Annotated in this window: 12 protein-coding genes; 11 read left to right on the forward strand and 1 reads right to left on the reverse strand. The window is 27.8% G+C overall.

The annotated features are described in order from the left end of the window. Nucleotides 1–12: 12 nt before the first annotated feature. From IC175_RS09520 to speB, 9 genes are all read left to right on the forward strand, one after another. Nucleotides 13–2,433 carry a glycogen/starch/alpha-glucan phosphorylase gene (locus IC175_RS09520; RefSeq protein ID WP_227824765.1) on the forward strand — a complete coding sequence of 807 codons (2,421 nt, stop codon included), beginning with the start codon at nt 13–15 and terminating at the stop codon, nt 2,431–2,433. Between the two features lie 6 nt (nt 2,434–2,439). Further along, on the forward strand, nt 2,440–4,305 hold the full coding sequence (locus tag IC175_RS09525; RefSeq protein WP_227436761.1) for a glycoside hydrolase family 13 protein: 1,866 nt from the start codon (nt 2,440–2,442) through the stop codon (nt 4,303–4,305). 233 nt (nt 4,306–4,538) lie between these two features. Beyond that, on the forward strand, nt 4,539–5,177 hold the full coding sequence (locus tag IC175_RS09530; protein WP_227436760.1) for a GntR family transcriptional regulator: 639 nt from the start codon (nt 4,539–4,541) through the stop codon (nt 5,175–5,177). Nucleotides 5,178–5,320: 143 nt separating this feature from the next. Beyond that, complete coding sequence (locus IC175_RS09535; RefSeq protein ID WP_227436759.1) at nt 5,321–6,160, forward strand: MerR family transcriptional regulator; 840 nt, start codon at nt 5,321–5,323, stop codon at nt 6,158–6,160. Nucleotides 6,161–6,257: 97 nt separating this feature from the next. After that, entirely contained in the window at nt 6,258–7,562 is a 1,305-nt protein-coding gene (locus IC175_RS09540) for an MATE family efflux transporter (protein ID WP_227482951.1), read from the forward strand. Between the two features lie 528 nt (nt 7,563–8,090). Next, nucleotides 8,091–9,566, forward strand: a complete 1,476-nt coding sequence (locus IC175_RS09545) for an aminotransferase class I/II-fold pyridoxal phosphate-dependent enzyme (protein WP_227845904.1) — start codon at nt 8,091–8,093, stop codon at nt 9,564–9,566. Between the two features lie 60 nt (nt 9,567–9,626). Beyond that, on the forward strand, nt 9,627–10,040 hold the full coding sequence (gene speD / locus IC175_RS09550; protein WP_227436754.1) for an adenosylmethionine decarboxylase: 414 nt from the start codon (nt 9,627–9,629) through the stop codon (nt 10,038–10,040). A gap of 35 nt (nt 10,041–10,075) precedes the next feature. Next, nucleotides 10,076–10,927: a polyamine aminopropyltransferase gene (speE, locus tag IC175_RS09555; RefSeq protein WP_227436752.1), complete on the forward strand. Its 852-nt coding sequence runs from the start codon at nt 10,076–10,078 to the stop codon at nt 10,925–10,927. After that, complete coding sequence (gene speB, locus IC175_RS09560; protein ID WP_227851459.1) at nt 10,917–11,795, forward strand: agmatinase; 879 nt, start codon at nt 10,917–10,919, stop codon at nt 11,793–11,795. Before speE ends, speB begins: the two co-directional genes overlap by 11 nt. Before the next feature lie 173 nt (nt 11,796–11,968). On the opposite strand, the gene IC175_RS09565 is transcribed toward speB, so the two are convergent. Then, on the reverse strand, nt 11,969–12,169 hold the full coding sequence (locus IC175_RS09565; protein WP_227436749.1) for a cold-shock protein: 201 nt from the start codon (nt 12,167–12,169) through the stop codon (nt 11,969–11,971). A gap of 466 nt (nt 12,170–12,635) precedes the next feature. Here IC175_RS09565 and IC175_RS09570 point away from each other — a divergent pair, with 466 nt between their 5' ends. Together IC175_RS09570 and IC175_RS09575 are read left to right on the forward strand one after the other, a co-directional pair. Continuing rightward, a complete protein-coding gene (locus tag IC175_RS09570; RefSeq protein ID WP_227834711.1) occupies nt 12,636–14,126 on the forward strand; it encodes a 4Fe-4S dicluster domain-containing protein in 1,491 nt (496 codons plus the stop codon). Between the two features lie 262 nt (nt 14,127–14,388). Beyond that, nucleotides 14,389–15,885, forward strand: a complete 1,497-nt coding sequence (locus IC175_RS09575; protein WP_227436744.1) for a 4Fe-4S dicluster domain-containing protein — start codon at nt 14,389–14,391, stop codon at nt 15,883–15,885. Nucleotides 15,886–15,952 lie beyond the last annotated feature (67 nt).

Here is a 15,952-nt window from a genome sequence, read left to right on the forward strand (position 1 = left end):
GGAGTGGTTTTTTTGGTAACAATAAGCAAAAAGAAATTCAAGCAAAAATTTGAAGTGAAAATGTATAGCTTATATGCACAGTCTATCAAGGAAGCTACTGATGAACAATTGTTAAATGTATTATGTAGTCTACTGAAAGATGAAATAGCAAAAAAATGGGTTGCTACGAAATTAGATAAGAAAAAAGAGGTTTATTATTTTAGTCTAGAGTTTTTAATAGGAAGACAATTAAAATCTAATTTACTAAATTTAAATATTGAAGAAGAAGTTAGAGAAGGATTACTAGAATTAGGAATTAACTTAGATGATTTAATCAAAGCTGAGGTAGACCCAGCCATAGGGAATGGTGGTCTTGGAAGATTAGCAGCATGTTTTTTAGATTCTATGGCATCTTTGAACATAAGTGGTCAAGGATATGGAATTAGATATAAATACGGTTTATTTGAACAAAAATTTGTAAATGGTTATCAGGTCGAAGTACCTGATAACTGGCTTACAGAAGGACGTTATGCATGGGAAACTGTAAGACCAAATGAAGCGACGATGGTAAAGTTTGGTGGAGAAGTAGAGTTGATTAAGGAGGGAAGCCATTTAAAAGTAGTCCATAAAAACTATCTTCCTGTAATGGCAATGCCTTATGATATACCAATAATCGGATACCAAAATCAGTGTATCAATACTTTAAGATTATTTAAAAGTGAGATACCAAAAAGAGACTTTGGAGAACTTACTTCAAATGCTCTAAATTATTCAGGAAGTTATGAAGAGGCTCTAAAACACAAGTACTATACTGAAGAAATTTCACAGGTGTTGTATCCTGATGATTCAAATTATGCAGGAAAATTATTGAGACTGAAGCAAGAGTATTTCTTTGTAAGTGCAGGTGTACAAGATATAATAAGGAAGTATAAAAAGAATAAACTAAACATCAGTAATTTATTTGATAAGGTGGCAATTCATATAAATGATACACATCCTACCTTGTGTATACCAGAACTTATGAGAATTTTACTTGATGAAGAAGGCTTATCTTGGGATGAAGCATGGCAGATAACTAAAAAAACAGTATCTTATACTAATCATACTATAATGTCAGAAGCAATGGAAAAGTGGCCTGTAAGTATGATAAAAGAGTTATTACCAAGAATTTATATGATAATAGAAGAAATAAACAGAAGGTATGTAGAAGAATTAAATAATAAAGGATATGACCAAGATAAAATAAGAAGAATGAGTATAATAGACTGGGACAACATAAATATGGCAAATTTATGTATTGTAACAAGTCACAGTGTAAATGGAGTTGCTAAGCTTCATACTCAAATTCTTGAAACAGAAGTTTTAAAAGATTTTTATCAAGACGAACCAAATAAATTTAACAATAAAACTAATGGAATTGCACATAGACGATGGCTTATAAGTTCAAATCCGCAACTTAGCAATTTAATAACAGATTTAATTGGTGATTCATGGAAAACAGATACTTTACAGCTAAAGAATATTGAAAAATTTAAAAATGATTCTTCTGTTTTAAAAAGACTTGATGATATAAAATACAATAATAAAGTAAATTTAGCAAATTTTATAAATGATAAATACGATTTAAATATCGACCCTAATTCTATATTTGATGTTCAGGTTAAGAGGTTGCATGCTTATAAAAGGCAGCTATTGAATATTTTTAATGTACTCCATATGTATCATGAATTACTTGACAATCCTAATTTAAATATTGACCCAAGAACTTTTATATTTGGAGCAAAAGCTGCACCAGGATATTATTTAGCCAAGTGCATAATTAAATTTATAAATTCAGTTGCAAGTACTATAAATAATGATGTTAGAGTAAAGGACAAGTTAAAAGTCGTATTTATAGAGAATTATGGTGTATCATTAGCAGAGATAATAATACCAGCAGCAAATGTGAGTGAACAAATTTCAACGACAACAAAAGAAGCATCAGGAACAAGTAATATGAAGTTTATGATGAATGGTGCTATAACTTTAGCAACATTAGATGGTGCAAATGTAGAAATATGTGAACAAGTAGGAAAAGAAAATATGTTTTTATTTGGACTTAGTGCAGAGCAAGTACTTAATTATAATAAGTTTGGTGGATATTCTTCACTTGACTTGTATCATTCTAACATGGATATAAAAAGAGTAGTAGATGACTTAATAAATGGATTTATTCCTAACCTAGGTGAAGAAGGTAGAAGTATTTATAATTCACTTACCACTTACAATGATGAATACTTTGTATTGAGGGATTTTGAAAATTATGGGCAAGCTCAAGCAAATATAAACAAACTATATCGTGATAAAGAAAAATGGAATACAATGTCTTTGGTTAATATAGCTAATTCAGGATTTTTTTCTTCTGATAGAACAATTTCTGAATATGCAAAAGACATTTGGTTTAAAAGGGTGTGATTATAAATGCAAAACATAATAGAATATAACTCTTGGGATAAAAATTTTAAGGCTCCGTTTGGAGCTTTAAAATTTGATGAAGAATTGATGATTAATGTCAAAGTAAATGAAGGATATAATGTTGAGTCTATTTCCCTAGAAATAAACAAAGAAGATGAATCAAAAACAATAATTTTAAATGAAGAATTAAACAATAATACACTTAGAAAGTATTTTTATTGTAAGGTTGGAAAATTTGATACAACTGGTGTTTATTTTTATTATTTTAAAGTGATTGCTGAAATAAATGGTGAGAAAAAGACTGTATTCTATGGAAAGAATAGAGAAAATGGATACACTTGTGAATATAATTATAATGATATCAATAAATATCAAATTACTGTTTATAGAGACTTTAAAGTGCCAAACTGGTACAAAGAAGGAGTACTTTACCATATATTTGTAGATAGATTTAACAATGGAAATCGTAATGGGAAGGTTGATAATCCTAAAAAAAACAGCTTTATATATGGCAATTGGGACGATATACCTATGTACATAAAGGATAATAGAGGGGATATTATAAGATGGGATTTTCATGGTGGAAATTTAAGGGGAATAATTAATAAACTTGGGTATCTAAAAAAATTAGGAGTGAGTATATTATATCTGAGTCCTATATTTGAAGCTTCTAGTAATCACAAGTATGACACAGGAAATTATAAAAAGATTGACCCTATGTTTGGAGATGAAGATACATTTAAAGAATTAATTGATAAAGCAAAAGAAAAAGATATATCAATAGTACTTGATGGTGTTTTTAGTCACACTGGAGCAGATAGTAAGTATTTTAATATGTATGGAAATTATGATAGTTTAGGTGCATATCAATCAAAAGAATCACCATATTATTCATGGTATGTGTTTGAAGAATTTCCTCATAAATATAAAAGTTGGTGGGATATAAAGACCTTGCCAAATACAAATGAATTAGAAAAAAGCTATATGGATTATATAATATATGACAAGGATAGTGTCATAAACAAATGGATGAATATGGGGATTAAAGGATGGCGATTGGATGTTGCAGATGAACTGCCAACTGAGTTTATAAGAGAGCTGAGAAAGCAACTAAAAGAAGCTGATAATGACTCTATACTTATAGGGGAAGTATGGGAAGATGCCTCAAATAAGATTAGTTATGGTCAAAGAAGAAGCTATTTATTAGGTGAAGAATTAGATTCTGTTATGGGATATCCATTTAGAAATAATATGTTTTCATTTTTAAAAGGAGAAATTAATTCATATGAACTTAGCAATAAATATATGCAAATTAAAGAAAATTATCCAGAAGAATCATTTAAGTCTAATTTAAATTTAATTGGAACACATGATGTCACAAGAGCTAAAACTGAATTAAATAATGATATAGATTTGATGAAACTTGCTGTAGCTACGCAGATGACATTTGAAGGAGTACCATATATATACTATGGAGATGAGGCAGGTCTTTGTGGAGATGTAGACCCAGACAATAGAAGAACATATCCATGGAAAAATGAAGATGAAGATATGTTAAATTTTTATAAAAATATTATAAAAATCAGAAATAAAAATAAAATTTTAAGTTCTGGAGAAACAGAATTTATATATACTAAAAATGACAATGTGTTTGCATTTATAAGATTTAATGAATATAATGATAGGATACTGATTTTAATAAATAGAAGTAACAATCCTGAAAATATATCATTAAATATAGAAGGTAACTTTATAGAGGAAATACCTATAAAGTATAATCTTAAAAATATAAATAAAAATATACAGATAGAAAACAATGAATTAAAAATCCATATGGATTCTAAATCATTTATTATTTTTAGTGTATTTTAAGTATAATAATTTAAGTTAAAAATAAAAATGTAGCAAAAATTTTGATTTATCAAAGGTTTTGCTACATTTTTGTTTTAAATTATCATAAAAATTTTAGTATTTCAAAATATACAAAGAAGTGTAAAAAATATAGAAGTTATGATATTATATAGATAAGTAAGATAAAACAAAACCTCTCTACTGAAGTTGTAGGGAGATTTAACTTTTATAATCTTAATATGGAGGAGTGTCTTATGAAAGTAGATCCACTTACAACTCAAGTCTATGACTATATATCAAAAAAAATCCAAAATGGAGAGTATGAAGCTAATCAGAGAATTACTGAATCTGAAATTTGTAACTCTATTGGAGTTAGTAGAACACCAGCAAGGGAAGCACTAACGAGGTTGGCAGGTGAAAATTTACTAGAAAAGATACCTAATAAGGGATTTGTGGTAAAAGAGTTTCAGGAAAAGGAAAAACTAGACACATACTCTGTAATTGGTATGTTAGATGCGTTAGCAGGCTCTTCATCTTTAGAAAATTTAACTGAATCAGATTTAATAAAAATGGACGAGTTAACAGAAATGATGGCTATCTCTATAAAGTATAAAAATTACAATAACTACTTAAAACTAAGCAATGAATTTCACGATATATACATAGCAAAATCAGATAATCAGGTGTTAATAAATATGTTGAACTCTCTTAGATATAATTTTATGTCAAAGTCATATACTAGCGACAATGAAGAAGAATTGTATAAAATGCTAACTTACAGCAATAATCAACATATTGAGGCAGTGAAGTTTATGAGAGCAAAGGATTCAGAAAATGTTGAAGCAATTTTAAGAAAACATTGGAAAACGATACCTATAGCAGAGATGGAATAAGAGAAGCTTTTAAAAGCTTCTCTTATTTTTTTATAATTCTATCATTATTTTATTATTTTTAATATATAAATATCAATATAAAATTAATTAAAAATACAATTAATTTTATATTGATATTTATAGGTTAATGTAGTACTATTTTAATGCAAAATATAAAGGGAGGGGATAATATAAAAACATATTTTTCAATAGGAGAAGTGTCTAGACTTTTTGATTTATCAATAAAAACTCTAAGATACTACGATAAAGTAGGTATATTAAAACCAGCATATGTAAATCAAGAAAATAAATATAGGTATTATTCAAGAGAACAATTTATGAGTATAGATGTAATTAAGTACTGTAAGATTATGGGGATGGCTCTTGAAGATATAAAAAAATTAATTGATTCAGACAGTTCAATTGATTCTATGATGAATACAATTGATAGACAAAATAAAATGATAGAAAATAAAATAAAAGAACTATCAGATGTGAAAAATTATCTAAATGATATAGAATTTAAAGTAAATGAACTGTTAAAATATGATTTAAATAATGTATTTATAAAATACAATAAAGAAAGAAAAGTAAATGTATATAAATGTAATTCAAAGGATGAAGTGGAACTTGAGATGTATCTGAGACATATTATTTTACACATTCAAGATAAGTATAATGATGTATATCCTATAATCTCAGGTAGTATTTCATATGAGAAAGTAATCAAAGAAGGTAAAGCATTATTATATGATGATATAGTAGATTTTAAAGAAAGAGAAGAATATGAGAATGAGCATATTTTACCAGCAGGTGAATATTTAACAATTATATATGATGATAATTGGAATAATGCCTATGATTATTATCAAAAAATAATAGATTATGCAAAGAATAATAATATAGAACTTGTTGGAAATTTTAATGAAATATGGATGCTTTCCAGAGTAGATTCAGATACAAAAGAAAAGACATTGGTTCAATTAGAAATAAGAAAAAAATAGTATACAAAAAAACTTGACTCTACCCTCAGAGGATAGATTAGTATTTTATATAGTGAAATAATATTTATTATAATAATCTATGGGAGGGAGATTTTTAATGGCAAAAAAATTTTTAGAGTATGCTATACCATCAGCTCTTGCTATGTTTGTATCATCATTTAATACAATATTAGATGGAATATTTTTGGGAAAAGGACTAGGCGATTCAGCACTTACAGCTGTTAGTATAGTAATGCCTCTTGTAATGGTATTTTTAGGATTATCCAGTTTAATGGCAGTTGGAGGAGGAGTACTAGTTTCCAAAAAATTTGGTTCTAGAGATGATGAAAGGGCTGTAAATATATTTAGACAAGTGATAAAAATCTTAATAATAGGTAGTTTATCTCTTACAATAATTTGTATACTTTTTTCAGAGCATATAGTTAGAATTATGGGAGCAACAGAAAATTTAGTAGGATTATCTTCTGAATATTTAACATTTTATGCTATTTTCTGTCTACCAAATTTGCTAGGTCTTGTTTTTTGTAGTTTTTTAAGAAATGATGGAAGACCAAAACTTGCTATGATAGCTACTGTGTCAGGAACAATATTTCATATAACTTTAAATTATCTATTTATATTTAAGCTTGGATTTGGTGTAAAAAGTGCAGCAATTGCAAGTGGCTTAGGTCAACTATCCACACTTTTAATAATGTTACCTCATTTTATGTTTAAAAAAGGTAAGTTATCTTTTGGTTCAGCAAAGATAGAAAAGGATGTTTTAAAAGAATTATTTAATATAGGATTTCCCTCATTCTTTGCAGAGAGTGCTTTTTCAATAATTATACTTGCACATAATATAGTTTTGACAAGAGTTGTTGGAGATGTAGGTCTTTCTGCTTATGCTGTAGTAAACTATGTAACTACTAATATTTATAATCTCTTAATGGGTATAACTTTAGGTGTTCAACCACTTATAAGCTATAATTTTGGTTCTAAAGAAAGTAAAAAAATGTTAGGCTATTATAATATGGCAACAAAAATGAGTTTCTTTGTATCTATAATGTTTACAGTAATATGTTTTTTATTTGGAAAAGAAATTATAAAAATATTTACAAGTGATAGAGAAATTATTTTAATGGCCTATGTTGCACTTAATATGGCTAATTTAGCCTATCTTATGATTGGGAAGAATTTGACAACTATGATGTATTATCAGGCGATAGAAATGCCAGTACATTCTAATATTATAGGCGTTTTACGTTCAATCCTACTGTTGCCAATTATACTACTTGTTTTTTCTAAGTTATTTGGAGTAAATGGAATATGGGTAAGTATGGCTGTTTCAGAACTTTTAACAGTTATAATTATGAGTAAAGTAGCAAATATAAAGGAATGTACAAAAAATGCTATAAGTCTATAATGTTATGATACTATAAATCTAGAGTAGTGAATTTATTTACTACTCTATTTTTGTTTGCATAAATAGAATTTATTCTATAGTATTAGATTAAATTTTAATAATTTTTATAAAAAATTTAAATCTACAAATATGAAAATTATTTAGTTACACTAAACTATGGATTTTAATATATAAAATAAAAATAGTATAAAAGTTTAGTAATAGAATACATACTAATTAAAAATATTAAACTTAAAGCGTTAGTAAAACTTGAAAAAAATAAAAATAAGAAATTGACTAAAAATAAGAAAGTTTACAAATACTAATTTTAAAAAAAATTAATATAAACAATAAAAAATATAAAAGTTTATAAATATTGATAACACTAAGGTATAGGTTTTTGATATGAAATAAAAAAATACTTGTAAAAATACTCGTTTGTTAATATAATAAATATCATGAGTTTAATAAAAGTAAAAATAAAAAATAGAAATAATAAATAAAAACAATGAAAATATTAGAATATAGAGAGGGGATGAATTTAAAGTCATGGACAGTGAGTTCGCAAATGCAGTTGAATTGAGCTATGAATGTGCTCCATTATTGGAATCATTAAAAGAATATTCAAAAAGAGATATAGCTTGCTTTGATGTACCTGGACATGTGAAAAATAGAGGTGTAGATATATTAAATAAATATCTAGGTGAAAATCTCATGAAAATGGATATAAACTCATCACCCACTATGGATAATGTATCTAATCCAACTGGAGTCATAAAAAATGCACAAGATTTATTAGCACAGGCTTATATGGCTGATGAAGCATTCTTTATAACTAATGGTACTACACAAGCAATACATGCAATGATTTTAAGTGTAATAAATCCAGGAGAAAAAGTATTGCTACCAAGAAATATTCATAAGTCAGTAATAAATGCTTTAATACTTTGTGGAGGAATACCAATATTTATACAACCAGAATTTGATGAGCAATTAGGTATAAGTTTAAATATTACTATTGATAAAGTTGAAGAGGAAATAGAAAAAAACTGCGATATAAAAGCTTTATTTTTACTTAATCCAACTTATTATGGTGCTTGTGCAGACCTTGAGAGCATCATAGAATTATGTCATAAAAATAATCTTTTAGTATTAGTAGATGAAGCTCATGGTGCTCATTTTCCATTTCATTTAGATTTACCTCCTTCTGCAATAAGTTTAGGAGCAGATATGGTGGCTGTAAGTATACATAAAACTGGAGGAGCATTGACACAATCTTCAGCACTTTTATTGAATAGAGAAAATATAAGAGTTGAAAAAGTACTTCAGTCAATCAACATGTTACAGTCTACATCTGCATCTTATTTACTTATGGCAAGTATAGATGGAGCAAGAGTTAACCTAGTTGAAAATGGAGAAGAACAATTATCAAAAGCATTAAATTTATCTAGATATGCAAAAGCTAGATTAAATAAAATAGATGGAATAGATGTTTTGTCTACCGAAATATTAAAAAGAAAAGGTGTTAAATTTATAGATGAAACTAAATTATGTATAAATGTAAAAGGGTTAAATTTAACTGGTTTTGAAGTGTATGATTTGTTGTATAAAAAGTTTTCAATTCAAGTAGAACTAGGCGATTTGTACAATATCTTGGCACTTGTGTCTATTGGAACCAACAAATCAGATATTGACAGATTGGTTAAGGCTCTTTCTATAATTGAAAAAAATTATAGAAAAGAAACCAAGTTAAATGAGTTTAATATGATTCAAATAAATCCAACTATTGAGCTTAATCCGCGAGAAGCTTTTTATGCATCTAAAGAAAGCATAGATATTAAGTCATGCATAGGTAGAATTTGTGGAGAATCAATAATGGCATACCCACCAGGCATACCAATTGTTACTCCAGGAGAATTAATAACAAAAGAAATTATGGAGTATATTGTTTTTTTAAAAAAGAGTAATGCATATTTGACTGATATGCAAGATAAAAACTTAGATACAATACTCGTTATAAAATAAATTGTGTTATTGGATAAATACAATAGTACATATAAATATGTAAAAGGAGTTGGGATTGAAATGAAATTTGAAACACTAGGAAGACATATACTAGTAGAATACTATAACTGTGATGAGAGTATACTTAAAGACCCACATCTTATAGAAAATTTTATGAATGATTCAGCATTAAATGCAAAGGCTACAATTGTTGATTCTGTATTTCACCATTTTAATCCTTGGGGGGTTTCAGGTGCTGTAATAATTGCTGAATCTCATTTGACAATACATACTTGGCCTGAATATGGTTATGCAGCGGCGGATTTTTTCACTTGTGGTGATATAGACCCATGGAAAAGTTTTGAATTATTGGAACAGCTTCTAAAATCAGAAAGAAGTGAGTCTACAGAAATTCCAAGAGGATTGACAACAAAAATAAAAAAATATTCAAAAAAAGATTTAGGTAAAATCACTCATAAACCTGAAGCAGTATAAACGTAAAATAGATAAATGAAAGTGAGGATTATTATATGGAACTTTGGTATACAGAGGAATGGACAAAAAATGTAAGATTTTCTATAAAAGTAGATAGACATTTGTTTGAAGGAAAATCTGAATTTCAAAGAATAGATGTGTTTGATAGTGAGGAATTTGGTAAGTTTCTGACAATAGATGGTTTAATGATGGTGACATATAAAGATGAGTTTATATATCATGACATGATAACTCATGTTCCTATGGCTACAAATCTAAATATCAAAAAAGTCTTAGTTATAGGTGGTGGAGATGGTGGTACAGTAAGAGAGTTAAGTCGTTATCCTAAAATAGAAAAAATTGATATGGTTGAAATAGATAAAATGGTTGTGGATGTGTCTAAAGAGTATATAGATATATGTTCATGTAAATTAGATGATGAAAGAGTAAATTTATATTTTGAAGATGGAGTTAAATTTGTTAAGGAAGCTTATGACAAATCTTATGACCTGATAATAGTAGATTCAACTGACCCAATAGGACCAGGAGAAGGACTTTTTTCAAATGATTTTTATAGAGATTGTTATAGAATACTAACTGATGATGGAATTTTAGTAAATCAAAGTGAAAGTCCTTATTTTGAGTTTAATGCTAAGGAAATGAAAAGAGCCAACGATAAGTTAAAAGGGATATTTCCAATAGCTAAAGTTTATCAAGCACATATACCAACATATCCATCTGGACATTGGTTATTTGGCTTTGCTTCAAAAAAACTAGACCCAATAAAGAATCAAGATAGAGATGGCTGGGAAAAATTAAATTTAAAAACGAAGTATTATAATAGTGATATCCATTTAGGTTCATTTATGTTACCTCAATATGTAAAGGAGATGCTAAATGAAGAGTAATTTCTATCATATAAATACATTTATGGGTATGGATAAAAGTTATAAAGAATCAAATCTGATAGTGTTTGGAGTAGGGTTTGATGGAACTACTTCAAATAGACCTGGAGCTAGATTTGCAAGTAGCTCAATGAGAAAAGAATTTTATGGTCTTGAGACATATAGTCCTTTTTTAGACTTGGATTTAGAAGATTATAATATATGTGATTATGGAGATTTGGAAATTAGTGTTGGAGATACAGAACAAGTTTTGAAAGAAATATATGATGAAACTGCTAGTATAGTTGAAGATTTAAAGATTCCATTTATGATTGGTGGAGAACATCTAGTTACTTTACCAGCCTTTAAAGCAGTTTATGAGAAGTATAATGATGTGTATGTAATTCATTTTGATGCTCACACAGATTTAAGAGAAGAATATAATAACAGTAAAAATTCTCATGCAACAGTAATTAAAAGAGTATGGGATATTGTTGGAGATGATAAAATATTTCAATTTGGAATAAGGTCTGGAACAAGAGAAGAATTTAAGTTTGCAATAGAACAAAAACATACCTATATGGAAGTCGGTGGAATAAATACATTTGAAAAGATAATTAATAAATTGAATGGGAAAAATGTTTATTTAACTATAGATTTAGATGTGTTGGATGCATCTGTATTTCCAGGAACAGGCACGCCAGAACCTGGTGGTATAAATTATAGAGAATTTCAAGATGTTTTTAAGATTATAAAAAAATCTAATATAAATATAGTTGGTTGTGATATTGTAGAGCTTAGCCCTGATTATGATACGACAGGAGTATCAACAGTTATAGCATGCAAAGTATTGAGAGAATTATGTTTAATAATATCAAGTAAATTTAGGTAGAGAAGTCTGTATAAATAATATACTATAAAATAAAGAAGTTACTTTAAATAAGTTGTTTTAAGCTTAGCACTTTTTTAAGGTAACTTCTTTATTTTTTAAACAATAAATTTAAACAATAAAAAAGAGCCTTATGTAGCTCCTTTTTCTAAAATATATATATTTAAATTAAATAATTATATTCTATTTACGTTTTCAGCTTGAGGTCCTCTATTACCTTGAGTTATATCAAAGCTAACCTTTTCGCCTTCTTCTAAAGTTTTGTATCCATCAGTTTGTATAGCTGAGAAATGTACAAAAACATCATCTTCTCCTTCTACTGATATGAATCCAAATCCTTTTTCACTATTAAACCATTTTACTATTCCGTTTTTCATTATAAAAAAACCTCCGCTTTATTAAAAAATACAAACTAAATAAATTAAGTCTGTTCTATTAATATAGCATAAATTTTAAAAAAAAGCAATTGAAATTTTAAAAAAAGTTAATCAATTTTATAATTTAAAAAAATTTATTAAAAAATATATTAATAATGAAAGAAAATAAAATAGAAATCTGAGAGAGTCTGGTAAATTTAATATCAAAAAATGTAATATATAAATTGAAAAATAAAAAATAAAATTTAAAAAAATAATAAAAAATATTATAAAATAGGTTAAAAATAAAAATTAAAAATAGTGAAATTTCAGAAATATCACTATTATTATATAATAAAATAAAAAAACAATATATGAATTCGATAAAATAAAAATTAAATATATAATATTTTACATATATATTAATAAAAGGAAATATTATGCTATAATAATACCGTATAAAATTATTTACGGGGGTGGTATTAACATGTTTCAATTTGAAACACAAATACACAAATTAAGACATGATGTTTTAACTGCAATAGCTAGGCTTGGAAAAGAAGATAACCTTACAAGAGAAGCAATGGATAATATTCAATATGAAATAATAAAAGGCGAGAAACCTACATACAGATGTTGTGTTTATAAAGAAAGAGCTATAATATCTGAAAGAGTAAATGTAAGTATGGGACTATTGCCAGGTCAAGATAAAATAGATTTAGATACAATGGATGTAGGAGAAGATGAACAAATAATATATATTTTAGAAGCAGCATGTGATAGTTGCCCAATAAATGAATTTACAGTAACTGATATCTGTAGAGGTTGTTTAGCACATAGATGTAAAGAAGCTTGTAAATTTGGGGCTATTACACATGTTGGAGGAATGGCTTATATAAATCATGAATTATGTAAGGCTTGTGGAATGTGTAAAAAAGCTTGTCAGTATGATGCCATCTCAGAGGTTGTAAGACCATGTAAGAGCGTATGTCCAACTAATGCTTTAGGGTTTGATAGAGAAAATATGAAAGCTATGATACATGAAGATAAATGTTTAAACTGTGGTGCTTGTATGTCAGCATGCCCATTTGGAGCGATATCTGATAAGAGTTTGATAGCTCCAGTAGCTAGAAAATTAGTACAAAAAGAAAAAATGTACGCAGTAGTAGCTCCAGCTATAACAGGTCAAGTTGAAGCAAATGTTACATATGGTCAAATAAAAAATGCTATAAAATCATTAGGTTTTGTCGATGTACTAGAGGCAGCTTGTGGAGCAGATGCAGTTACAGTTCATGAAAGTTTAGAGTTTGCTGAAAGAATGGAAAAAGGAGACACTTTTATGACAAACTCTTGTTGCCCAGGATTTGTTGGTTACATAGAAAAGACATTCCCAGACCTTGTAGGAAAAATATCTTCTACTGTATCTCCTATGATAGCTAGTGGAAGATTTATAAAAAATTATGAACCTGATGCAAAAGTAGTATTTATAGGTCCTTGTACAGCTAAAAAGAATGAAGCAGCTAAAAAGGAATTAAAAGGAGCTGTTGACTATGTACTAACTTTTGAAGAAATAATGGCACTATTTGAAGCCTTTGATATAGACTTAGCTAAGTGTTCAAATGAAGATATAGATGATGCATCAATATTTGGAAGAGGCTTTGGTGCTGCTGGTGGACTTACAAAAGCTATAGAAAATTATCTTGCTGAAAAAGGTATTGGAGTTAATTTCGAACCTGTAAAAATTTCTGGTTCAAGAGAGATTAAGAAGACAATGACTATGGCTAATTTAGGGAAATTAGAAGGAAACTTTATAGAAGGTATGATGTGCGAAGGTGGATGTATTAATGGTTCTGGTAAGTTCTTACTAGGCGCAAAAGCTAAAGCTACATTTGATAGAAAAAATTCTCAATCAACTAAGAAAAGTGTTTTAGCAAATACAAAAATAAAAGATTTTAGTGATATAAATCTAGAAAAATAAATCTATAGATAATCATAAAAAATATAGATGGAGAATAGAGTTGTTCTAAGTTGTAATTTAACATTAGGATAACTCTATTTTTATTTAGATTTATATCAAGATGTTTAAGTACTTAAAATAAAAATTAGATATATAATATTTTGTATATAACTTAACAAAAACCATGCCTGTGTTATAATAATTTATGGAAATAAATAAAAAATACAATATACATAATAGTATAAATATAGGTGAAATAGGTGACTTATAGGGAGGAGTACTTATGTTTGAGTTCGAAACACAGCTAAAAAGATTAAAACATGAAGTTTTAACAGTTGTAGCAAAGTTATCAATTGAAGAAAATTTAACAAAAGAAAATATAGAAAAAATTCCATATGAAATAATTAAAGGAGAGAAAGCAAGATATAGATGTTGCGTTTATAAAGAGAGAGAGGTAGTTCTTGAACGAGCACAGCTTGCACTGAGTTTGACACCAAATGCTAAATATGAAAATATAAATCCAGATTCAGTAAATTTAGGTTCTAATGAGCAAATTATGTATATAGTAGAAGCTGCATGTGATAGATGTCCAATAAATGAATTTACAGTAACAGAACTTTGTAGAGGGTGTTTGGCACATAGATGTAAAGAAGCTTGTAAGTTTGGAGCAATTTCTTATATAAATGGAAGAGCTTATATAAACCATGATTTATGCAAAGCTTGTGGAATGTGTAAAAGTTCATGTCAATATGATGCTATCTCAGAAGTTGTAAGACCATGTAAAAGTGTATGCCCAACTGGGGCGTTAGATTTTAACAGGGATACTATGAAGGCTATGATACATGAAGATAATTGTATAAATTGTGGTGCATGCATGTCAGCCTGTCCATTTGGAGCAATATGTGACAAGAGTTTGATAGCACCAGTTGCAAAAAAACTTGCAAGAAAAGAAAATATGTATGCTATAGTAGCTCCAGCAATAACAGGTCAAATTGATAGTAATATTACATATGGACAATTAAAAAATGCTGTAAAATCACTAGGATTTATAGATATGATAGAAGCTTCTTGTGGAGCAGATGCAGTTACAGTTCATGAAAGTAATGAATTTATTGAAAGAATAAAATCTGGAGATAAGTATATGACCAATTCATGTTGTCCTGGCTTCTTTAAGTATATAGAGAAGATGTTCCCAGATGAAGTTGATAAAATATCTTCTACAGTATCACCTATGGTAGCTACAGGAAGATTCGTAAAAAAATTTGATTCTGATGCTAAGGTAGTATTTATAGGTCCATGTACTGCAAAAAAGAGTGAGGCAACTGAGGAATGTTTAAAAGATGCAGTAGATTATGTACTTACTTTTGAAGAATTAATGGCATTATTTGAAGCTTTTAATGTAGATTTGTCAAAATGCTCAAATGATGATATAAATGATGGTTCAATTTTTGGAAGAGGATTTGGAGCATCTGGTGGGCTCACAAAATCAATACAAAATTATATTGCTGAAAAAGGTATCAGTTTTGATTTTGAGCCTATAAAAGTTTCTGGACCAAGACAAATTAAGAAAACAATGACAATGGCTAAATTAGGTAGATTAGAAGGTAATTTTATAGAAGGAATGATGTGCGAAGAAGGCTGTATTAATGGAGCTGGTAAGTTCTTATCAGGTGCAAAAGCTAAAAATACTTTTGATAGAAAAAATGGACAGTCAACTAAGAAGAGTGTTTTATCTAATGATAAAATAAAAGAGTTTGAAGATTTAAATTTAGAAAGATAGTATTAATTAATATTTTAAAAAATACTTAGTTACAATTATAAAACTAAACTATTTGTTATATTTAATG

The organism is Clostridioides sp. ES-S-0123-01 (assembly GCF_020658415.1).
Lineage (GTDB): Bacteria > Bacillota > Clostridia > Peptostreptococcales > Peptostreptococcaceae > Clostridioides.